The organism is Kitasatospora purpeofusca, from assembly GCF_034043715.1.
Lineage (GTDB): Bacteria > Actinomycetota > Actinomycetes > Streptomycetales > Streptomycetaceae > Kitasatospora > Kitasatospora purpeofusca_A.
The window spans coordinates 1-21,216 of the sequence record NZ_JAXCLC010000038.1; the positions used below are offsets into that span (position 1 = coordinate 1).

Below are 21,216 nucleotides of genomic sequence, written 5' to 3' on the forward strand. Positions count from 1 at the left end.
GGGCTGGGGGGGGGGGGGGGGGGGGGGTTGGGGGGGCCCCGGGATCCGGTAGTGTTGGGGGCAGCCCCTCGTGTGGCGTTATCTCTCTGAACTCCCCCAGGGCCGGAAGGCAGCAAGGGTAGGAGGGCTCTGGCGGGTGCGCGAGGGGTCTTTGCGTTCCCGGGGGCCGGTGGGGGTGCGCGGATCGAGGGGCGACGCGTTTGTCGGTCCGTCCCGATATCGTCGGGGGTGTGTCCCTAGCCCTGTACCGCCGCTACCGCCCGGAGACCTTCGCGGAGGTCATCGGGCAGGAGCACGTGACCGCTCCGCTCCAGCAGGCCCTGCGCAACAACAGGGTCAATCACGCGTACTTGTTCAGCGGCCCACGCGGCTGCGGCAAGACCACGAGCGCCCGCATCCTGGCCCGCTGTCTGAACTGCGAGCAGGGGCCGACGCCCACGCCGTGCGGTGAGTGCCAGTCCTGCACGGACCTCGCCACGGGCGGGCCCGGGTCGATCGACGTGATCGAGATCGACGCGGCCTCGCACGGTGGTGTGGACGACGCGCGCGACCTGCGGGAGCGGGCGTTCTTCGCGCCGGTGCACAGCCGGTACAAGATCTTCATCCTGGACGAGGCGCACATGGTGACCTCGGCCGGCTTCAACGCGCTGCTGAAGGTGGTGGAGGAGCCGCCGGAGCACCTGAAGTTCATCTTCGCCACCACCGAGCCGGAGAAGGTGATCGGGACGATCCGGTCCCGGACCCACCACTACCCGTTCCGGCTGGTGCCGCCCGGCACGCTGCGCGACTACCTGGCGGAGGTGTGCGGCCGGGAGGGGATCCAGGTCGAGGACTCCGTGTTCCCGCTGGTGGTGCGGTCGGGCGCCGGTTCGGTGCGTGACTCGATGTCCGTGATGGACCAGCTGCTGGCCGGCGCCGCCGAGGGCGGTGTGACGTACGGGATGGCCACTTCGCTGCTCGGGTACACGGACTCGGCGCTGCTGGACGAGGTGGTGGACGCGTTCGCCGCGCACGACGGGGCGACGGTGTTCCAGGTGGTCGACCGGGTGGTCGAGGGCGGCCACGACCCGCGCCGGTTCGTCGCGGACCTGCTGGAGCGGCTGCGGGACCTCGTGATCCTCGCCACAGTGCCGGACGCGGGGGAGAAGGGGCTGATCGACGCCCCGGCCGACCGGATCGCGGTGATGCAGGCGCAGGCGGACGCGTTCGGGGCGGCGGAGCTGAGCCGGGCGGCGGACCTCGTCAACACCGGGCTGACGGAGATGCGCGGCAACGCGGCACCCCGGCTCCAGCTGGAGCTGATCTGTGCCCGGGTGATGCTGCCGGGGGCTTACAGCGACGAGCTGTCGTTGCAGGCGCGGCTGGACAAGCTGGAGCGGCGTGCCGCGAGCGGTGGGTTCGCCGCGGCCGGCGGCCCGGTGCCGGCGGCCCCGACGATGCCCACGACGCCGACGACGCCGATGGTGGCGGCGCCGATGGCACAGGCGGTGCAGGCGCTGGCGGTGTCCGAGGCGCCGCAGGTCGCGCCGCCGGTGCAGGTACAGCCGACGCCCGCCCCCACGCCGACGCCCACGCCCGCCCCGGCCCAGCCGGCCGGGCCGGCGCCCGGGGCGTGGCCGATCAAGCGGAGCTTCCCGCCCGCCGGGGAGCCGCCCGCGGCGGAGGCTCCGGCCCCCGTGGCCGCGCCGTCCCCCGCGCAGTCCGTTCCTCCGGTGGCCGCGCCGGCCGCGCCCGTTCCGGCCCCCGCCCCCGCTGCGGCGTCCGGCGGGCAGCCGTCGGCGGCGGCGCAGCAGGGCGCGGGCCAGGTCCGGCAGCTGTGGCCGCAGATCCTGGAGGCGGTGAAGAACCGGCGCCGTTTCACCTGGATCCTGCTCAGCCAGAACGGCCAGGTGGCCGGGTTCGACGGCAGCGTGCTCCAGGTCTCGTTCATCAACGCGGGTGCCCGCGACAGCTTCGTGAGCAGCAACAGCGACGACGTGCTGCGGGCCGCGCTGGCGGACGCGCTCGGCGTGGACTGGCGGATCGAGTGCATCGTCGACCCGTCCGGTGGCGCCGGCGGCCCCGGCGGGGGCCCCGCTGGTGCGGGGGCCGCCCCGAGTGGGGGCGGGGGCGGCTGGGGTGCCTCACCGGCGCGTCCGGCGGCGCCCGCGCCCCAGATGGCGCCTGCCGCGCCGGCTCCCGTTACCGCGCCCGCTCCGGCGCCCCGTCGGGCCGCCGCGCCGAATCCCGCGCCGGCCGCGCCGGTGCCGCCGCCCGTCCAGGCCGCGCCCCCGGCGTACCCGGCGCAGGGGGTGGCCCCGGAGGACGACGTGCCGGAGGAGGACGACCCCGATCTGAACGAGGACGTGTTCTCGGGCCAGGAGCTGATCATCCGCGAGCTGGGTGCCACGGTGCTGGAGGAGATCCGGCACGGCGGCAACTGAGCAGCACGTAGGCTCGTCGAGGACGTAGCAGGAGCCGACCGAACGCAAGGAGTGAGCCGTGTTTCCCGGTGGTGGCCAGCCCAACATGCAGGCGCTGCTCAAGCAGGCGCAGAAGATGCAGCAGGACCTCGCCCAGGCGCAGCAGGAGCTGGCCGAGGCCAAGGTGAGCGGTTCGGCGGGCGGCGGCCTGGTCGAGGCGACGGTGACCGGTTCCGGCGAGCTGGTGGCGCTGACCATCGCCCCCGCCGCCGTCGACCCGGAGGACACCGAGACGCTGGCCGACCTCGTCCTGGCGGCCGTTCGCGACGCCAACCAGGCCGCGCAGAAGATGCAGGCCGAGCGGATGGGCCCGCTGACCCAGGGCCTCGGCGGCGGGATCCCGGGCCTGCCGTTCTGACGGTGACGACCGGTCCGGCCGTGACGGTCCGACCGTGACGCCCCGCTGTGACGGACGACCGTGACGGCCCCGCCGTGACAGCGGGTACGGGCCGGGGCAGCGGAGCGTACGGAGCGGACAGTCGGGTCCGGAGTTCGGACAACGGACCTGTGTGATTAATGCGGGAGTCGGGCGCCGGGCGATGCGCCCGGTGTCCGATTCGTTGGATGATGGCACCGGAGCCCCCCGCGCGGGTGCCACCGGTCCAACCCGAGGGAAGGCGCGACGTTGTACGAGGGCGTGGTTCAGGACCTGATCGACGAACTGGGCAGGCTGCCCGGCGTCGGGCCCAAGAGCGCGCAGCGGATCGCCTTCCACGTCCTGCAGGCCGACCCGGTCGACGTCCGCCGGCTGGCGCACGCGCTGCTGGAGGTCAAGGACAAGGTCCGGTTCTGCGCCGTCTGCGGCAATGTCGCGGAGGCCGAGCGGTGCCGGGTCTGCCTGGACCCGCGCCGCGACCTCGCGGTCATCTGCGTGGTCGAGGAGTCCAAGGACGTCGTCGCCATCGAGCGCACCCGGGAGTTCCGCGGCCGCTACCACGTGCTGGGCGGCGCGATCAGCCCGATCGAGGGCGTCGGCCCGGACGATCTGCGGATCCGGGAGCTGCTGGCACGGCTCGCGGACGGCACCGTCACCGAGCTGATCCTGGCCACCGACCCCAATCTGGAGGGGGAGGCGACCGCCACCTACCTGGCCCGGCTCTGCAAGCCGATGGGCCTGAAGGTGACCCGCCTGGCGAGCGGCCTGCCCGTCGGCGGGGATCTGGAGTACGCGGACGAGGTCACACTCGGTCGCGCCTTCGAAGGGAGACGACTGCTCGATGTCTGACCGGACGATCAACCAGCAGCCCCACGCACCCCATCAGGCCGGGCCGGAGGAGGAGCGGGACACCGCGCAGGTGCCGCGCCCTCCGCACACCCATGCCCACGGCTCGGAACCGGACGACTTCGCGGTGCAGATCGCGGACTCGGTGGAGAGCTTCGTGCTCTCGGTGACCGAGGTCGCCAAGGGTGACGAGCCCGGCAGCGCGGTCTCCCTCCTCCTGCTGGAGGTCTCGCAGCTGCTACTGGCCGGCGGCCGGCTGGGCGCCATCGAGGACGTCGTCCCGGAGGACCGGTTCGAGCCCGACACCGGTCCGGAGCCGGACGGCGAGCAGCTGCGGGAGCGGCTGGCCGTGCTGCTCGCGCCGATCGACGTCTACCACGAGGTCTTCGACCCGTACGGGCCGCCGGAGAAGCCGAGCGCGTTCCGGATCTCGGACGACCTGGCCGGGGTGGTGAGCGAGCTGCAGCACGGGCTCACCCACTACCGCGAGGGCCGGGTCAGCGAGGCGCTCTGGTGGTGGCAGTTCTCGTACCTGTCCAACTGGGGCACCACCTGCACGGCCGTTCTGCGGGCGCTGCAGTCGCTGATCGCGCACGTCCGGCTGGACAGCCCGATCGGGGCGGCACCGGACGGGGCGGACACCGACAACGACGGCCTCACCGACGAGCAGCTGGAGCAGCAGGCCGGTGACCTGATGGCGGCCGAGCTCGGCGGGGGTCACTAGCCGGGTCACCAGCCGGTGGACCGAGCGTCATCGGACCGAACGCCACCGGCGCCGACCGAGGGCGCAAGGCCGCAAGGGCGACGGAGCACAGGGCCGGGAGCGCAGGGCCGCAACGGCGCGGAAGAGCAGGGACGCAGGCTGCCCGGGGCCCGGGCGGCGGGAGTGTGACGGACACCTCACTCCTGGCCACCGGACGGAAAACCCCGGGGCAGCCGTCCCTTCGTCCGCCGATTCTCCGGAACGGCGGACACCTGCCCGCAGACCTGCCGGTGGCAGCATCCGCACCCCCGCTCACCTGCTGAAACGTGTGTCTCATCATATGGAAAGCAGAGGTCGGGGCACCCCCGCTCGGTAGACTGGCGCCGACCGCACAGCCCCCGCCACCCGGGGGTGCGGGGGCCGATCGCCCCCGGAAACGACACAAGTCGAGGAGCGCACGTGGGCCTTGTCGTGCAGAAGTACGGCGGCTCATCCGTTGCGGATGCCGAGGGCATCAAGCGCGTGGCCCGTCGAATCGTTGACGCCAAGAAGGCCGGCCATGAGGTCGTCGTCGTGGTGTCCGCGATGGGCGACACGACGGACGAGCTCATCGAACTCGCGGAGCAGGTGTCACCTCTCCCCGCCGGCCGCGAGTTCGACATGCTGCTGACCGCTGGAGAGCGCATCTCCATGGCGCTGCTGGCCATGGCGATCAAATCCCTGGGCCACGAGGCGCAGTCGTTCACAGGAAGCCAGGCCGGCGTCATCACCGACTCCGTCCACAACAAGGCGCGCATCATCGATGTCACGCCGGGCCGCATCCGCACCGCCCTGGACCAGGGCAACATCGCGATCGTGGCCGGCTTCCAGGGCGTCTCGCAGTCGAGCAAGGACATCACCACGCTCGGCCGGGGCGGCTCGGACACCACCGCCGTCGCCCTCGCCGCCGCTCTCAAGGCCGAGGTCTGCGAGATCTACACCGACGTGGACGGCGTGTTCACCGCCGACCCGCGCGTGGTGAAGAAGGCCCGCAAGATCGACTGGATCGCCTACGAGGACATGCTGGAGCTGGCCTCGTCGGGTTCCAAGGTGCTGCTCGACCGCTGTGTGGAGTACGCGCGCCGCTACAACATCCCGATTCACGTACGCTCGTCGTTCTCGGGTCTTCCCGGGACGATCGTCAGCAACGACAACCCGCACCAGCCCGAAGGGGGCGAGATGGAGCAGGCCATCATCTCCGGAGTCGCCCATGACACGTCCGAGGCCAAGGTCACGGTCGTCGGTGTCCCCGACAAGCCGGGCGAGGCGGCGCGCATCTTCCGCGCCATCGCCGACGCCGAGGTCAACATCGACATGGTCGTGCAGAACGTCTCGGCGGCGTCGACCGGTCTGACCGACATCTCCTTCACCCTGCCGAAGACCGAGGGCCAGAAGGCCATCGACGCGCTCGACCGGGTCCGGGAGGGCATCGGCTACGAGTCGCTCCGCTACGACGACGCGATCGGCAAGATCTCGCTGGTCGGCGCGGGCATGCGCTCCAACCCGGGCGTCACGGCGACCTTCTTCGAGGCCCTCTCCGCGGCCGGCGTCAACATCGAGCTGATCTCCACCTCGGAGATCCGGATCTCGGTGGTCACCCGCGCCGACGACGTCAACGCGGCGGTGCAGGCCGTCCACTCCGCCTTCGGGCTGGACAGTGAGTCGGACGAGGCCGTGGTCTACGGGGGCACCGGGCGATGACCCGGCGGCCGAACCTCGCCGTCGTCGGCGCCACCGGCGCGGTCGGCGAGGTGCTCCTCGGCCTGCTCTCCCTCCGCCAGGACATCTGGGGCGAGATCCGTCTCGCCGCCTCCCCGCGCTCGGCCGGCCGCAAGGCGGTCGTGCGCGGGGAGTCCGTCGAGGTCCTCCCGCTGTCCGAGGAGCTCTTCGACGGGGTGGACGTCGCGCTGTTCGACGTCCCCGAGGAGATCGCCGCCCGCTGGGCGCCGATCGCGGCCGCCAAGGGCGTCGTGGTGGTCGACAACTCCGGGGCCTTCCGGCTGGACGAGGCCGTTCCCCTGGTGGTGCCCGAGGTCAACGCGGCCGCCGTCCGGATGCGCTCGCGCGGGATCGTGGCGAGCCCGGACTCCACCACCCTGACCATGATCGCGGTGATCGGTGCCCTGCACGCCGAGTACGCGCTGGAGTCGCTGGTGGTCGCCTCCTACCAGGCCGCCTCCGGGCTCGGCCGGGACGGTACGGACGCGCTGCGGGCCCAGCTCGCCCAGGTGGCCGGCACCGAGGTCGGCGAACAGACCGGCGACCTGCGGGCGATGATCGCCGACCACGGACCGTTCGCCGCCCCGCTCGCGCTCAACGCGGTGCCCTGGGCCGGGGTGCTGACCGACGGCGGCTGGTCGTCGGAGGAGCGCACGGTGCGCGACGAGTCCCGCAAGATCCTCGGCCTGCCCGGGCTCAAGGTCTCGGCGACCTGTGTGCGGATCCCGGTGGTGCGCACCCACGCGCTCGCCGTGCACGCGGTGTTCGAGCGCGAGGTCACCCAGGAGCACGCCCACGAGATCCTCCGCGACGCCCCCGGGGTGCTGCTGTACGACGACCCGGCGGCGGGCGAGTTCCCGACGCCGAACGACGCGGTGGGGACGGACCCGGTCTGGGTCGGCCGGCTGCGGCGCGCCCTGGACGACCCGAACGCGCTGGACCTCTTCCTCTGCGGCGACAACCTGCGCCGGGGTGCGGCGCTGAACGCCCTTCAGATCGCCGAGCTGGTGGCGCGGGAGATCGCCGACCGGGCCGCGGCGGCCGAAGCCGAGGGTGCCGGGACGGGCGCGGACGGTGTCGGAGCGGGCTGATTCCGCCCGTCCACCCGGAGTCTGCGCGGTTTGTTCGCGGACTGCTTGACGAATCCTCGCCGAATTCCCTGGAGGGGCGTTCGGCCCATGCGCGAGAATGTGCGTCGGGCCGGGCAACCATGACAGGGGATCGAGTGTCCAACGGGCGTGGCGAACGTGATGGTGGGGGCAGGGGCGGGCATCTCGGCGGCAGTCGCGGTGACGTTCCCGTCGCGTGTCCAGTGGCCTGCGGATAGGCCGGAAGAAAGCCAGATGACGGCAGTTGCACCCGGTGCCGCGGGTCCTGGCGCCGGTACCGCTGCCGGTGCCAGCGAGGACCTGCTCACCGAGACCTATCAGGCGCACTACCGCTCCTTGCTGCGGCTGGCCGCGCTGCTCCTCGACGATCTGTCGAGCTGTGAGGACGTCGTCCAGGAGGCCTTCATCCGGGTGCACGCGGCCAGGCGGCGGGTGCGGGAACCGGAGAAGACCCTCGCCTATCTGAGGCAGACCGTGGTCAACCTGTCCCGGTCGACGCTGCGGCGGAGGATCCTCGGCCTCCGGCTGCTGCCGAAGCCGATGCCTGACATGGCCAGTGCAGAAGAAGGCGCCTACGATGCGCTGGAGCGGGACCAGTTGAAGGTCGCGCTACGGGGACTGCAACGCCGTCAGCGGGAGGTGCTGGTGCTGCGCTACTTCGTGGACATGACGGAGGCGCAGGTGGCCGAGACCCTCGGCATCTCGCTCGGTTCGGTGAAGGCGTACGGCTCACGGGGGCTCGCCGCGCTGAGGGTCCAGATGGAGGCCGGGCATGGCTGAGGACGGTCGGGCGGGTGACGGCGGTCGGACGGGCGATGTCGGCCGGCCGGGTGGCGACGGTCGGGCGGGTGACGGCGGTCGGGCGGGTGACGGCCGTGGAGCCGGTCAGGAGGAGCGGCTGGTAAGGGAGTTGATGCTGCGGGCGGTCGCCGGCGTCCAGCCGGATCCCGGCGGACTCCAGCGCATCCGCCGGGCGGTGCCGCGGCGGAGGGCCGCCCGGCGCGGGGCCTGGACCGGCGCCGCCGCCGTGGCCGTGACCGCCTCCTTCCTCCTCCCGGCCCTGCACACCACGGACCACCTCGGCCTGTCCGGCGGTCCCGGCTCGTCCGGTGCGGGGAGCGGCGGCGCCTCCCCGAGCGTCACGAGCACCGTCCCCGGCGGAGGCACCGGCGCTGCCCACCGGCCGCCGGTCTCCGACAGCGGGACCTCGACCGCCCCCGGCAGTCCGTCCGGCAGCGTCGGCAGCGGGCCGAGCGCGGGGGGCAGTAGTGCCGGTTCGCTGCCCGGCACCTTCGACCCGAGTCCCTCCACCACCGGTGGCGGGGCCGACACCCCGGTCCTGGCGCTGTGCACCCGGGCCGACCTCGGACAGGGCAGCGCGCAGCTCGGTGCCCCGGACACGGAGGGCCGGGTCTACGGCTTCTTCACGATGACCAATGTCTCCGGACGCAGCTGCCGGCTCGGCGGGCCCGGATCGGTCACGGTCACCGGCAGGACGGGAGCCTCGGGCACCGGCGGCACCACGGGGGCGGACACCGCGAGGATCCCGATCGTCTTCCACACCGCCGGCGACCCGGCGACCGGTCTGCCCGCGCCCGGGCCCTCGGCCGGACCCGCGGCGGGGGCCGACGCCGGGAGCAACGGCCTCGTCCTCGCACCGCGCGCCGCCTACCGGGTCGACTTCGCGTGGATCCCGGACCAGGCGGGCTGTCCCGTCCCCGGCGGGACGACCTCACCGAGCGCCTCCGCCGGTTCCGGGGGAGCGGGCTCGACCGGCGGTACTACGGCGGGCGGCAGTCCGTCCGGCGGCGGGGAGACCGGCGGCGGCGGGGCGACCAGCAGCGCCACCGGGTCCGCGGGGGGTGACGGCGGCGCGACCGGCGGCCCCGGGACGGGCGGAGGCGGCGCGCTGCCGGGGGCCGGTGGTCCCGGCGGGGCCGGGGGCCCGAGCACCACGGGCTCGGGTTCCGGTGCCGGTCCCGGCTCCAGTGCGGGTGCGAGTCCGGGCGGTAGTACCGGCTCGGGTCCCGTCGGCCTCGCGGCGACCAGCGCCCGGCCGGGTGGGCCGGGGACGTCGACCGGCGGTCCGGCCGGGGCGAGCGGGGAGAGTGGGGAGAGTGGGGCGAGCGGCGCGACTCCGGCGGCCGGTCCCACCGGGTCGCCCAGCACGGCCCCGCAACCGAGCGGTTCGACGACCGGGGGAAGCACCGGGACCCCGAGCCCGTCCGCGACTCCGGCGCCCGGGCCGAGCAGGACCTCGGCGAGCGTCACCCTGGCGTACACGCCGGCCCCGGGCAATCCGGCCGCCGCGCGGGTCGTCCTGGCCGACGCCTGCGCGGGCACCGTCTACCGCACCGCGCCGCGGGCCGTCGTGCCGGACGCCCAGGCCCCGGCGCCGGGCGCCTCGCCGTCGGCGGGGTGAGGGCGGCGGGGTGACGTCCGGGGGGTGACCTCCGGGCGGGGGTGACGTCCGCCGGGTGACGTCCCTCGGGCAGCCGCGTCGTCGGGCCGCCTGGCCGGAGTCGCGCGCGAGAAGTCGGCGGGACCGACTTTCGGGTCCGAGGTGGGGGCCTGGGCGCGGGCGGAGTGTGAGGAGTGGTTACCGTGGGGGGTGTGTACCGGTTTCTCCTCACCCCGCGCTGGCTGAGCGGCACCGCGCTGGCCGTGACGGCCGTGGCGGTGTGCGTCTGGCTCGGCTCCTGGCAGCTCGGCCGGTTCGAGGACCGCGTCTCCTCGCACGAGGAGATCAGCCGGGCCGTGAACGACGCCGGCGCGCCCCGTCCGCTCGGCGAACTGCTGGCCGCCGACCGGCCGCAGGTCACCACCGACACCGTCGGCCGCGCCGTGACGGTCACCGGCACCTTCGATCCGGAGCACCAGCTGCTGGTCCCCAACCGGGTACTGGACGGCCGGCAGGGCTACTACGTGCTCACCCCGCTGCGCACCGCCGACGGCAGGACGGTCGCGGTCGTCCGGGGCTGGGCACCCGGGACACCGCCGGCCGGGGCGTCCGCGCCCGGGGAACCGGTGGACGCGCCCACCGGCGAGGTCACCCTCGGCGGCCGGCTCCAGGCCGGCGAGACCAGCGGCAGCAACGGCGCCGTGGCCGGCGGCCTCCCGGAGGGGCAGCTCGGCACCATCAACCGTGCCGCCCTCGTCAACAAGCTCGCCCTCGACGGCTGGTACGACGGCTGGGTGTCCGCGGACGTCGCGCCGGACGGGCTCACCCCGGTGCCGACCGTCCAGCCGCAGGGGGGTGACGGCCTCTCGCTGCGGGCGTTCCAGAACCTCGGCTACACGCTGGAGTGGTTCGTCTTCGGCGGTTTCGTGGTGTTCATGTGGTTCCGGCTGCTGCGCCGCGAGGCGGAGGCCGAGCAGGACCGGGCCCTCGGACTGGACCCGGTCCTGGACTGACCGGCCGGCGCCACCGGGGCCGGGGCCACCGGTGCCGCGGCACTGGGGCCGTCGCGTCAGCGGGTCGGCTTCGCCGGTGGCACGGCCGGTACCGCCGACTTGGACGGCAGCACCGGTGCCGGCGCCGGTGCCTTGCCGGACGGCGTCGGTGACGGTGGGGCGGTCGTCGACGGAGCGGCGGTCGGCGGCGGGTTGTCGCACCGGCGGCCGTTGTTGTTGCCGCTGCCGTTGGAGCCGTCGTCCGAGTCGTACCGGTCGGTGTGGTGGCGTGTGGTGCGGCCGCTCTTGGAACTCTTCGACCCCTTCGAGCCCTTCGAGCCCGACTTGGCGAGCAGGACCACACCGGCCTCCTCCCCGCCCGCGGCCACCGCCGTACGGAAGGCGGCCTTCACCACCGTGGAGGTGGCCGTCGGCGGAGCGACGGCGGACGGCGGGGACGACGAGGGCGGGGACGACGGCGCGGTTGAGGACGGCGCGGCGGAGGACGGCGAGACGGGCGGCGGACAGGCCGCACTCCCGCCACCGTCACCGCCGTCCTGCCCCGAGCAGCCGGTGAGCACCAGTGCCCCGGCCACCCCCGCCCCCAGGATCGTCAGCAGGCGTCTCACCCGTGTCCCCCGTTCGCTACTTCTCGGTGTCCGCCCGATTCTCGCCGACCGGCAGGCCGCCGAGGTACCGGCGGACGAAGTCGATCTCCAACCGCAACTGCTTGATCCGCTCGTCCACGACCAGCGAGCCGTGCCCGGCGTCGTACCGGTACACCTCGTGCGGCTTGCCGAGCTGCTCCAGCTTCTCGACGTAGTTGTCGATCTGCCGGATCGGGCAGCGCGGGTCGTTGACCCCGGCGCTGATGTAGACCGGCACCGCGACCCGGTCGATGTACGTCAGCGGGGAGGAGGCGGTCCAGCGCTCGGGCACCTCCTCCGGCGTGCCGCCGAAGAGCGTGCGGTCGATCGCCTTCAGCGCCTCCATCTCGTCGTCGTACGCGGTCAGGTAGTCCGCGACGGGCACGGCGGCGACGCCGAGGCTCCACAGCTCGGGCTGCACGCCGAGCCCGAGCAGGGTGAGGTAGCCGCCCCAGGAGCCGCCGGCCAGCACCAGCCGGTCCGGGTCGGCCAGCCCGCTGTCCACCGCCCAGCCGCGCACGGCCGCGATGTCCTCCAGCTCGATCAGGCCGACCCGCTCCCGCAGCGCGTCCGTCCAGGCCTGGCCGTAGCCGGTCGAGCCGCGGTAGTTGACCCGGACCACCGCGAAGCCGTGGTCCAGCCAGGCGGCCGGACCGGCGGCGAAGGAGTCGCTGTCGTGGTGGGTCGGGCCGCCGTGGATCTCGAACACGGTCGGGAACGGGCCCTCGCCCGCCCCGGCCGGACGCTGGACCAGCGCGTGCACCCGGCCGCCGGGCCCGTCCACCCAGACGTCCTCGACCGGCACCGAGCCGGGCGGAACGCTACCGGGCGCGCGCAGCACGACCGTGCCGGCGGTGGAACGGACGGCGGACGGGTCGGCGGCGGAGGACCACAGGAACTCCACCGTGCCGTCGGGGCGGGGGGTGGCGCCGCCGACCGTGCCGCGCGGGGTGTCCAGCCGGGTGAGCACGCCGTCGTCCAGGGAGTAGGAGAACAGCTCGCTGCGCGCCTCGTACTCGTGCTCGATCAGCAGCGCGCGGGCGCCGGGGCGCCACTGGGCGGAGAGGTCGCCGGGCAGTTCGCGGCCCTGCTCGTCGCGGAGCGCCAGGGCGGTCTCCTTGCCGGTCGCGACGTCCCAGATCATCGGCTCCCAGCGGCCGGTGCGCTGGTGGGCGACCAGCAGCCGGGTGTCGCCGTCGACGGGCGCGAAGCCCAGGCAGGCGACCCCGCGCGGGTGCTCGTGGCCGGTGACCTCGTCCAGCTCGGCGACGGTGGGGAGGGCGGTGGCTTCGGCACCGGAGACGGCGGCCTCGGCACCGGAGACGGCGGCCTCGGCACCGGAGACGGTGGCATCGCCGCCGGAGAGGCGGACGACCCGGATCGCGCCGTGCATCGCGTCACCGTGCTCGGTGTGGTCGATGGCCAGCAGGGTGCCGTCGTGGCTCAGGTCGCCGACGCCGCCGTACTCGGCGTGCCGGTAGATCTCGACGGCCTCGGCCGCGCCCGGGCGGCGCAGGTGCAGGGTGGTGCCGTCCTCGTCGGTGGACCGGCCGACCACCACGGTGCCGTCCCGGCCCAGGGCGAGACCCGCGTCGTAGGACGGGGCCAGACCGGGGACGGCCTCCTCGTCCGGACCGGCGGCGCCCTCGGGACGGCCCGCGAACGGCTGGCGGCGCCAGACGCCGTACTCGTCGCCGTCGCTGTCGTCGAACCACCAGATCCACTCGCCGTCGGGGGACAGCTCGGCGTCGGTGGTGCCGTTCGGTCGGTCGGTGGCCCGCCGGTGGGTGTCGGTGGCGCGGTCCCAGGCGTAGACCTCGTAGGTGCCGCTGGAGTTGGACACGTACAGCGCCCGGTCGGGGGCGTCCTCGGCCCAGTCCGGCAGGGAGACCCGTGCCGCCCTGAACCGCTGCTCCCATGCCGGTACGGCGCTCTTCTCCTCGCTCATCCACCCACCCAACCAGATCGGGGCGAGGAAACGGAACGGGACGGGGAAACGGGCGCGGGGAGGGCCGGCACGGCCCTCCCCACACCCGTTCCTTCGTGCCCCGCGTTTCGCGCTCCTGCCGGTCCTGCCGGTCCTGCCGGTCCTGCCGGTCAATCCGCCCATGCCGGTCATGCGGGCCCTGCGGGTCCTGCCGGTCACGCTGGTCCTTCCGGCCCGCTCACCCCCGCCGGCGGGGCAGCAACTGGACCAGGCCCGCCAGCAGCACCTCCAGGACCGCCAGCGCCCCCAGGCTGCGCCCGAACGCGGTGGCCGGGTCGGCGGCGCCGTAGTAGAGGATGCCGATCAGTGCGACCCCGAGCGCCCCCGCGACCTGCTGGACGGTGGCCACCAGACCCGCGGCCGAGCCGGCGAGGCGGGGTTCGACGCCGGCCAGCACCAGCGAGGTCACCGGGGCGATCACCAGACCCATCCCGAGGCCGTCCACGAACAGGCCCGGTGCCAGCCACCAGACGCTGCCGGTGGTGCCCGCCAGGTGCACGGCCAGCCCGAGCAGACCCAGACCGGCGGCCATCAGCAGCCCGCCCAGCGCGATCGCCTGCCGGCCGAGCCGGGCGGCCACCCGGTGCGCGGTGGTGGAGGTCAGCAGGTAGCCGAGGCCGATCGCGGTGAAGACCAGGCCCGCCCCGAGCGCGTCCAGGCCGAGGCCCGGCTGCAGGTAGAGGGCGAGCACCAGGAAGAACGAGGCCTGGCCGAGCCAGAAGGCCAGCTGGGCGAGCAGGCCGGTGGTGAACGCGCGGTCCCGGAACAGCCGGGTGTCCACCAGCGGCGAGCCGCCCGACCGCCCGCGCCGGTGCTGGTGGACGGTGAGGAGCACGAGCAGCGCCGCCGCGCCGCCCAGGCAGAGCCCGGTCCACAGCGGCCAGCCGCTCTCGCGGCCCTGGATCAGCGGCAGCACCAGGCCGGTCAGGGCGAGGGTGACCAGCACGACGCCCACCGGGTCGAGACCAGGCCGGTGCGGGCTGCGCGACTCGGGCAGGCAGCGCCGCACCAGGGCCAGGGCGGCCAGGCCGACCGGCAGGTTGAGCAGGAAGCAACTGCGCCAGTCCAGGCCGAACAGGTCGGCGCGGATCAGCACGCCGCCGATCAGCTGGCCGAACACCGCTCCGAGCCCCATCGTCAGCCCGTACATCGCGAACGCCCGGGCCTGCGCCGCGCCGCTGTACGCGGTCCGCAGGATCGCCAGCACCTGTGGGCCCATCAGCGCCGCGGCCAGCCCCTGGGCGACCCGGGCCCCGACCAGGGTGCCCGCCGTCGGGGCCAGGCCGCAGGCGGCCGAGGTCAGGGTGAACAGGGCCAGGCCGAGGCCGAACATCCGTCGGCGGCCGTACCGGTCGCCCAGCCGGCCGGCGGTGATCAGTCCGACGGCGAGGGCGAGGCCGAAGCCGGCCACCACCCATTGGACGGCGGCGGGGCCGGCTCTCAGGTCGGTCTGGAGGGAGGGGATGGCGACGTTGACGACGAAGACGTCGAGGGCGGTCATGAAGGTCGCGGTCAGCAGGACCGGCAGCAGGCCGCGCGGGGCGGGGGCGGTCGCCGTGCCGGGGGCGGTGGCTGAGGCGGTGGCTGAGGTGGCGGCCCGGGCGGCCAAGGTGCTGGACAAGGTCTGCTCCAGTGGGTTCGCGGCGGCGTGCGTGCGCGGGGTGGGCGGGGCGCTGGGCGGGCGAGGCGCTGGGTGGGCGGGCCGAGTCCGGAGGGGCCGGGTCCGGAGGGGCCGGGTCCGGACGGCGGCCACGAGGTACGGCGAGCCGTTCGGTACCGGCCGGGGCGGGCGCCGGTGCGGCCCGCCCCGGGAGCACTGCCGGCAGTCGGAGGACGCCGACGGCTCAGGCGCCGGGGACGCGGTCGAGGAAGCCGTACACCGAGGCGATCCGGCCCTCCGCGTCGGCGACCAGCACGTCGAAGCCGATGACCAGCGGCTCCTCCCCGGCCGGGCCGAGGTTCCACGTGAAACGGGCGATGTCGTGGTGGGCGTCGACCGGGCCGAGGGTGAACACCAGGCCGGGGAACTGCCCCTGCGCCGCGCCGATCAGCGCATCGACGCCCTCGCGCCCGGTGACGGCGGCCAGCGGGTCGGTGTAGCGGCCGTCCTCGGCCCACGCCTCGTCGATCAGCTTTCGGCGGGCGGCCGGGTCGGTCTCGTTCCACGCGGCGAGGTAGCGGGCGGCGAGCTGTCCGAGGTCGGTGTGCAGGTTGGCGGTCATGGTCTTCTCCCTTGTCCGGTGCGGTGGTTGGCGGGCCGTTCCCGCTGGTCGAAAACTTACGGAAGGCGGGCGACGGGCGAATCCGTCACGGATAGGTAGGGGGTACCGGGGTGGGCGCCAGTAGGGTCGGACCAGCGGGGCCATGGGGGTGTCGGGGGAGGGGGACCGGGGTGCTGTACGGGCGGGAACGGGAGCGGGCCGTCGTCGACGCGCTGCTCGAGGGGGCGCGCGGCGGTCGCAGCGGCGTCCTGCTGCTGCGCGGTGAGCCGGGGATCGGCAAGACGGCGGTGCTGGACTACGCGGTGGCGGCGGCCGGTGACGGGTTCCGGGTGGTCCGGGCGACCGGCGTCGAGTACGAGGCTGAACTCCCCTTCGCCGGGCTGAGTCTGCTGCTGGCGTCCGGCCTGGACCGGCTGGACGCTCTGCCCGGCCCGCAACGGCGTTCGTTGGAGGGCGCGTTCGGGCTCGGCGAGACGGCCGGCGGCTCCGACCGGCTGCTCACCGGGCTGGCCACGCTCAGGCTGCTCGCCGAACTCGCCTCGGAACGACCGCTGTTGTGCGTGGTCGACGATGTGCAGTGGCTCGACCGCTCCTCGCTGGACGCCCTGCTGATCGCGGCGCGTCGGCTCCAGGCCGAGGGTGTGGCCCTGCTGCTCGCCGCCCGGGACACGGGGGCCGGGGCGGGCGTCGGTGCTGCGGGCGTCGGTGCTGCGGACATCGGCACTGCGGACATCGGTGCCGGAGCGGACGTCGGGCCGCTGGCCGGCCTGCCCGAGCTGCGGCTCACCGGCCTGGCCGAACCGGACGCCGTCCGCCTGCTCGACGACCGTACGGGCGCGGCCCTCACCGGTCCGGCCCGGCGGCGGCTGCTCGCCGAAGCCGCCGGGAATCCGCTGGCGCTCGTCGAACTCCCCTCCACCGAGGCGGATCCGGCGTCCGGCGGGCTCGCCCTCACCAGCCGGCTCCGGATCGCCTTCCACGGCCAGGTCACCGGTCTGCCGCCCGCGACCCAGACCCTGCTGCTGGTCGCCGCCGCCGAGGAGAACGGCGAGCTGGACGTCGTCCTGGCCGCCGCCGCGGCGCTCGGCGCGGGCGCCGACGCGCTGGAGCCCGCCGAACGGGCCGGGCTGGTCACCTTCGGCGCCGATCGCCGGTTCGCCTTCCGGCACCCGCTGCTGCGCGCGGCCGTCCTCCAACGGGCCCCGCTCCAGCAGCGGTTGGCCGCTCACCGGGCGCTCGGCGAGGCACTGGAGGAGGGCGACCGGCGGACCTGGCACCTCGCGCTCGCCGCCACCGCGCCCGACGCCGGACTCGCCGACGCGCTGGAGCGGACCGCCGCCAGGGCCGAGGCCCGGGGCGCCCACGGCGGCGCGGCCGCCGCGTACGAGCGGGCCGCCGCGCTCACCCCGGACCGCGACGGGGCCACCCGGCGTCTCGTGCTGGCCGCCGAAGCCGCCACCGAGGAAGGGAAGTTGGAGCTGGCCGAGGCGCTCGCCGAACGGGCCGGCGCGCGCACCGACAGTGTCTTCGCCCACGCGCTGCTGGACCAGGTCCGGGCCGTCGCGCACTTCTGGCGCGGCGCCTACCCGGCCGCGTACCGGCTGCTGCTGGACGCCGCCGCGACCGACATCGAGCCCGCGCACGCGGCCCGGATGCTGCTCCAGGCCTTCCATGCCGCCTGGTACGTCGGCGAGGAGCAGGTGGCCACCGTGCTCGACCGGCTGGCCGCCCTGCCGCTGGGCGCGGACGAACCGCTCGCCCCGCTGGCCCGGCACCTGCCGGCCGCCGTACTGCCCGCGCTGGGGCGTCCCGCCGACGCCCTGCCCGACGTCCGCGCCACCGCGGCGGCCGCCCGGAAGGCCGGCGCGGAGAGCCCGGTCGACCTGGTGCAGCTGTGCGGCGCGGCCCTCGTCCTCGGCCGGGACCACGAGACCCTGGAGCTGGCCGCCGAACTCACGGCCGAGGCCCGGGCCAAGGGGACGGTCGGGGTGCTGCCGACGCTGCAGTTCTTCCTCGCCGAGGCCGAACTGTTCCACGGCCGGCACCGCGACGCCGAGGTGACGGCGACGGAGGGCCTCGCGCTCGCCCGGGACACCGGCCAGGCCCAGTGGACCAGCCAACTCGCCTCGCTGCTGGCCTGTTTGGCGGCCCTCTCGGGGGACGACGAGCGGTGCGCGGAGCTGGCCGCGGCGGCGCTGGTCCCCGGTTCGGCCGCGCCCGCTGCCGGGGAGCCGTGGGCGCACTGGGCGCTCGCCCTGCTGGACCTCGGCCGGGGCCGAGCGGCGGCGGCCGCCGACCGGCTGCACGCGCTCACCACCGGGCCGTACCGGCACCATGTCGGCGCCACCCGGGCGGTTCCCGACCTGGTCGAGGCGGCCGTCCGGCTGGGCGAACCGGAGCGGGCGGCCGAGCCGTACGAGCGCTTCGCCCGCTGGACGGGCGCGGCGGGGACGCCCTGGGCGGAGGCCCTGCGGCTGCGCTGCCAGGCGCTGCTGGGGCCGGACGAACTCGCCGAATCCGCGTACCGGGCGGCCCTCGACCTGCACGAGGGCGCCCATCGTCCGTTCGAACGCGCCCGCACCGCCCTGCTGTACGGCGAGTGGCTGCGGCGGGAGCGCCGCCGTACGGACGCCCGCCCGCATCTGGGCACCGCCCTGGAGACCTTCGAGCGGCTCGGGGCCGAGCCCTGGGCGGAGCGCGCCCGGACCGAACTGACCGCCACCGGCACCGCCGCCCCGGCCCCGGCCGTCGCCGAGGGCGCCCTGACGATGCTCACCCCGCAGGAGTTGCAGATCGCCCGGCTGGCGGCCCGGGGGCTGACCAACCGGGACATCGCCGCGCAGCTCTTCCTCAGCCCGCGGACCGTCGGGCACCACCTCTACAAGGCGTATCCGAAGCTGGGGATCGCCTCGCGGACGGAGCTGGCGACGTTGTTCCGGGCCTGATCCCACTCCGGCCCCACCCGGCCCCACCCGGTCCCACCTCGACGCCACCCCTGTCCCACCCTGACTCCATTGCAACGACTGCGCGGGCCGGCATTGCATTTCGACTTCGCAGCCATTGCAATGAACGACCTCGTGTCCAGCATTGGAAGGCCCTGTTGCCCTCTTTGGCGTTGACGAGCTTGTGAACGCAATGTAGCTTCTTGAGCGTTCGGAAGTTCACGAACACCACTGGGCGGGGAGAGTCAACATGACCAGCAGCAACGGCGGCTTCAGCGACGAGGGCCTGCGCAAGGTGCGCGAGGTACTGACGCGGCACGTCGAGTCCGGCCGGGTCCCGGGCGTCGTCGCCCTGATCGGCCGGGGCGGGGAGACGCACGTCGAGGCCATCGGCACCGTGCGCCACGACGGCGGCGCGCCGATGGGCCGGGACACGATCTTCCGGATGGCCTCGACCTCCAAGCCGGTCACCATGGCCGCCGCCATGGTCCTGCTCGACGAGTGCCGGCTGCGGCTGGACGACCTCGTGCAGACCTGGCTGCCGGAGCTCGCCGACCGCCGCGTCCTCAAGCGGATCGACGGCCCGCTGGACGACACCGTGCCGGCCCGGCGGCCGATCACCGTCCGGGACGTGCTGACCTCCACCTTCGGCCTCGGTATGGACATCACGGCCCTGGGCAGCCCGATCATGGGCGCGATCTTCGAGAACGGCCTCACCCCCGACCTGCCGCAGCCGATGCCGGAGCCGGACGAGTGGCTGCGCCGCCTCGGCACGCTCCCGCTGATGCACCAGCCCGGTGAGCGCTGGCAGTACCACATCGCCAGCGACCTCCTCGGCGTGCTCGTCGCCCGGGTCACCGGCCAGTCGTTCGAGAGCTTCCTCCGTGAGCGGGTCTTCGGTCCGCTGGGGATGGCGGACACCGGCTTCCACGTGCCCGCCGAGAAGATCGACCGGCTGCCCGCGCTCTACGCCCCCGACCCGCAGACGGGCGAGTTCCACGTCTGGGACGAGTCGGCGGACGGCCGTTGGAGCAAGCCCCCGGCGTTCCCCGGCGGTGGCGGCGGCCTGGTCTCCACCGTCGACGACTACCACGCCTACTTCCGGATGCTGCTCGACGGCGGCGTCCACGGCGGCGAGCGCATCCTCTCCCGCCCCGCGGTCGAGCTGATGACCACCAACCGCCTCACCGCAGAGCAGACCGCCCTGCGCGAGGCCCTGGCCAAGGACAACGTGCACCTGTCGTACGGTCAGGGGCAGCACGGCGGCTGGGGCCTCGGCTCGGCGGTCCGGACCTACCGCGGCGACTACGCCCCTGTCGGCCAGTTCGGCTGGGACGGCGGCAGCGGCACCTCCACCTACGCCGACCCGGAGCACGGGCTCGTCGGCATCGTGCTCACCCAGGTCGGGATGACCGTCCCCGACTCGGCCCGGCTGATCCACGACTTCTGGACCACGGTCTACCAGGCCGTCGACGCCTGACCGGGCGGGTGGCCGGGTAGCTGGGCGGCTGGGCCGCGCGGCTGGGCAGCTGGGCGGCCGGGCGGCTAGGCGGAGTCCCGGAGGGTGCCGCCGGCGGCCCTCGCCGTCCCGGCGGTCCCGCCACTTCCCCCGGCCCGGACGGCCAGGTCCCGGCCGAGCGCGTACGCGGCCGAGACCAGCGTCATGTGGTGGTGCCAGCCGGTGTACGAGCGGCCGGAGAAGTCCAGCAGGCCGAAGTCCGAACCCAGCCGGTCCACGGTGCTCCGGGTGGCCGAGGCGGCGTCCAGCAGCGCGAGCACGCCCGGCGCGTCCTCGGCCAGATCGGTCAGCCAGTACCGCCGCGGCCCGCCGTCGCCGTCGCACCGCGCCCACAGCCGGTGCACCGGCGCCGCCGACGTGCCCGTCACCGGTGCCGCCGTGGTCGCCGGGCCGGGCGGCAGGACGGGTGTGCCGCGCAACACCGGCTGCGGGTCCGCCGACGTCCGGGGCCGGCGCCGGGGGAACAGCGATTCGGCGGGCACGGTGCCCTGGTGCACCCGCCCGTGCCGGCCCGTGGTGGCCTGGAGCACCGGCCGGACTGCCTGGCCGCCACGGACCTCCAGCACGTACGGGACGGAGCGGCGGGCGAGCGCGGCGGCCAGCCGGATCGGGTCCTCCGCCGCGTCGAGCCCGGCGACCAGCGGTGCCACCGGATGGTGGGCGGCGAGCCGGTCCACCATCCCGACCAGGAGCTCACCCGCCGGGAGCGGGGCGACATCCCCGGGGATCCGGGCCCGGGCGCGCCGCTGCGGCTCGTCCGTCCAGCTCGGGTCGAGCAGCAGCGACCAGTCCACCGGGACGGCGTCCCGGTCGGTGGCGACGAAAAGGCCCGACGCCGCCTGACATTTGACGGTCCGTCCGGTCCTCGCATCGAATCGCCGGTGGACGCCCACCACCTGGTCGCCGCGCTTGGGGACGACCACCAGAGCGGCGGTCCAGGCCCGCACCGGGCGGGGACCGGCCGCGAGGCCGGCGAGCACCCGGCGGGCCGGACGCCAGTCCCAGGTGCTGCCGTTGACGAACTGCTGGAGCGAGAGGGAGACGGTGGCCGCCGCCGTCGGCCCGGAGGCCAGGCCGGCGGCCATGTTGGCCAGGGACTTGCGGCCGGGCACCGAGAGCAGTCCCTGCAGATAGGCCCGCGCCCAGCGACGCTGGTCACTCCGACCCAGGTGGGCGAAGACCTGCTCGGCGAACCGGGAGACGGCGGCTTCGCCGACCGGTGACAGGGGTTGCGCGTCCATTGATGAGCTCC

General features: G+C 74.7%; 16 protein-coding genes and 1 other RNA gene. 12 read left to right on the plus strand and 5 right to left on the minus strand.

What is annotated here, in order from left to right:
- Positions 1-59 precede the first annotated feature (59 nt).
- The 10 genes from ffs to SM793_RS20430 all read left to right on the plus strand — a co-directional run bounded on the left by ffs (position 60) and on the right by SM793_RS20430 (position 10,668).
- An RNA gene (gene ffs, locus SM793_RS20385) (signal recognition particle sRNA small type) lies at positions 60-156 on the plus strand.
- A gap of 74 nt (positions 157-230) precedes the next feature.
- Positions 231-2,423: a DNA polymerase III subunit gamma and tau gene (locus tag SM793_RS20390; protein ID WP_320439664.1), complete on the plus strand. Its 2,193-nt coding sequence runs from the start codon at positions 231-233 to the stop codon at positions 2,421-2,423.
- A gap of 58 nt (positions 2,424-2,481) precedes the next feature.
- On the plus strand, positions 2,482-2,820 hold the full coding sequence (locus SM793_RS20395) for a YbaB/EbfC family nucleoid-associated protein (protein ID WP_078879765.1): 339 nt from the start codon (positions 2,482-2,484) through the stop codon (positions 2,818-2,820).
- A 267-nt stretch (positions 2,821-3,087) separates the two neighbouring features.
- Complete coding sequence (gene recR, locus SM793_RS20400; protein WP_266312323.1) at positions 3,088-3,687, plus strand: recombination mediator RecR; 600 nt, start codon at positions 3,088-3,090, stop codon at positions 3,685-3,687.
- A complete protein-coding gene (locus SM793_RS20405; RefSeq protein ID WP_320439665.1) occupies positions 3,680-4,408 on the plus strand; it encodes a DUF5063 domain-containing protein in 729 nt (242 codons plus the stop codon). The genes recR and SM793_RS20405 overlap by 8 nt, the downstream gene beginning before the upstream one ends.
- Before the next feature lie 438 nt (positions 4,409-4,846).
- Positions 4,847-6,127, plus strand: a complete 1,281-nt coding sequence (locus tag SM793_RS20410; RefSeq protein WP_320439666.1) for an aspartate kinase — start codon at positions 4,847-4,849, stop codon at positions 6,125-6,127.
- Positions 6,124-7,236: an aspartate-semialdehyde dehydrogenase gene (locus tag SM793_RS20415; RefSeq protein ID WP_320439667.1), complete on the plus strand. Its 1,113-nt coding sequence runs from the start codon at positions 6,124-6,126 to the stop codon at positions 7,234-7,236. The genes SM793_RS20410 and SM793_RS20415 overlap by 4 nt, the downstream gene beginning before the upstream one ends.
- Before the next feature lie 252 nt (positions 7,237-7,488).
- On the plus strand, positions 7,489-8,034 hold the full coding sequence (locus tag SM793_RS20420) for a SigE family RNA polymerase sigma factor (protein ID WP_266271797.1): 546 nt from the start codon (positions 7,489-7,491) through the stop codon (positions 8,032-8,034).
- Entirely contained in the window at positions 8,027-9,676 is a 1,650-nt protein-coding gene (locus tag SM793_RS20425; protein ID WP_320439668.1) for a hypothetical protein, read from the plus strand. The genes SM793_RS20420 and SM793_RS20425 overlap by 8 nt, the downstream gene beginning before the upstream one ends.
- A gap of 191 nt (positions 9,677-9,867) precedes the next feature.
- The gene (locus SM793_RS20430) at positions 9,868-10,668 is read left to right on the plus strand and encodes an SURF1 family protein (RefSeq protein ID WP_320439669.1); all 801 of its coding nucleotides are present in this window, start codon (positions 9,868-9,870) and stop codon (positions 10,666-10,668) included.
- A gap of 56 nt (positions 10,669-10,724) precedes the next feature.
- On the opposite strand, the gene SM793_RS20435 is transcribed toward SM793_RS20430, so the two are convergent.
- From SM793_RS20435 to SM793_RS20450, 4 genes are all read right to left on the minus strand, one after another.
- Positions 10,725-11,276 carry a hypothetical protein gene (locus SM793_RS20435; RefSeq protein ID WP_320439670.1) on the minus strand — a complete coding sequence of 184 codons (552 nt, stop codon included), beginning with the start codon at positions 11,274-11,276 and terminating at the stop codon, positions 10,725-10,727.
- Positions 11,277-11,292: 16 nt separating this feature from the next.
- Positions 11,293-13,242: a S9 family peptidase gene (locus SM793_RS20440; RefSeq protein WP_320439671.1), complete on the minus strand. Its 1,950-nt coding sequence runs from the start codon at positions 13,240-13,242 to the stop codon at positions 11,293-11,295.
- A gap of 217 nt (positions 13,243-13,459) precedes the next feature.
- On the minus strand, positions 13,460-14,902 hold the full coding sequence (locus SM793_RS20445; protein WP_320439672.1) for an MFS transporter: 1,443 nt from the start codon (positions 14,900-14,902) through the stop codon (positions 13,460-13,462).
- Positions 14,903-15,125: 223 nt separating this feature from the next.
- Positions 15,126-15,503: a nuclear transport factor 2 family protein gene (locus SM793_RS20450; protein WP_320439673.1), complete on the minus strand. Its 378-nt coding sequence runs from the start codon at positions 15,501-15,503 to the stop codon at positions 15,126-15,128.
- A gap of 170 nt (positions 15,504-15,673) precedes the next feature.
- On the opposite strand from SM793_RS20450, the gene SM793_RS20455 reads away from it, so the two are divergent.
- Together SM793_RS20455 and SM793_RS20460 are read left to right on the plus strand one after the other, a co-directional pair.
- Positions 15,674-18,448 carry a helix-turn-helix transcriptional regulator gene (locus tag SM793_RS20455; protein WP_320439674.1) on the plus strand — a complete coding sequence of 925 codons (2,775 nt, stop codon included), beginning with the start codon at positions 15,674-15,676 and terminating at the stop codon, positions 18,446-18,448.
- A gap of 247 nt (positions 18,449-18,695) precedes the next feature.
- Complete coding sequence (locus SM793_RS20460) at positions 18,696-19,925, plus strand: serine hydrolase domain-containing protein (protein ID WP_320439675.1); 1,230 nt, start codon at positions 18,696-18,698, stop codon at positions 19,923-19,925.
- Between the two features lie 65 nt (positions 19,926-19,990).
- Here the strand turns inward: SM793_RS20460 and SM793_RS20465 are convergent, their stop codons facing one another.
- Positions 19,991-21,205, minus strand: a complete 1,215-nt coding sequence (locus tag SM793_RS20465; protein WP_320439676.1) for a transposase — start codon at positions 21,203-21,205, stop codon at positions 19,991-19,993.
- Between the last annotated feature and the right edge of the window lie 11 nt (positions 21,206-21,216).

Bases quoted from the DNA above. Each gene is read 5' to 3' on its own strand.
- SM793_RS20405 (WP_320439665.1), top strand. From the start codon at position 3,680: ATGTCTGACCGGACGATCAACCAGCAGCCCCACGCACCCCATCAGGCC.
- SM793_RS20415 (WP_320439667.1), top strand. From the start codon at position 6,124: ATGACCCGGCGGCCGAACCTCGCCGTCGTCGGCGCCACCGGCGCGGTC.
- SM793_RS20420 (WP_266271797.1), top strand. From the start codon at position 7,489: ATGACGGCAGTTGCACCCGGTGCCGCGGGTCCTGGCGCCGGTACCGCT.
- SM793_RS20425 (WP_320439668.1), top strand. From the start codon at position 8,027: ATGGCTGAGGACGGTCGGGCGGGTGACGGCGGTCGGACGGGCGATGTC.
- SM793_RS20440 (WP_320439671.1), bottom strand. From the start codon at position 13,242: ATGAGCGAGGAGAAGAGCGCCGTACCGGCATGGGAGCAGCGGTTCAGG.
- SM793_RS20450 (WP_320439673.1), bottom strand. From the start codon at position 15,503: ATGACCGCCAACCTGCACACCGACCTCGGACAGCTCGCCGCCCGCTAC.
- SM793_RS20460 (WP_320439675.1), top strand. From the start codon at position 18,696: ATGACCAGCAGCAACGGCGGCTTCAGCGACGAGGGCCTGCGCAAGGTG.
- SM793_RS20465 (WP_320439676.1), bottom strand. From the start codon at position 21,205: ATGGACGCGCAACCCCTGTCACCGGTCGGCGAAGCCGCCGTCTCCCGG.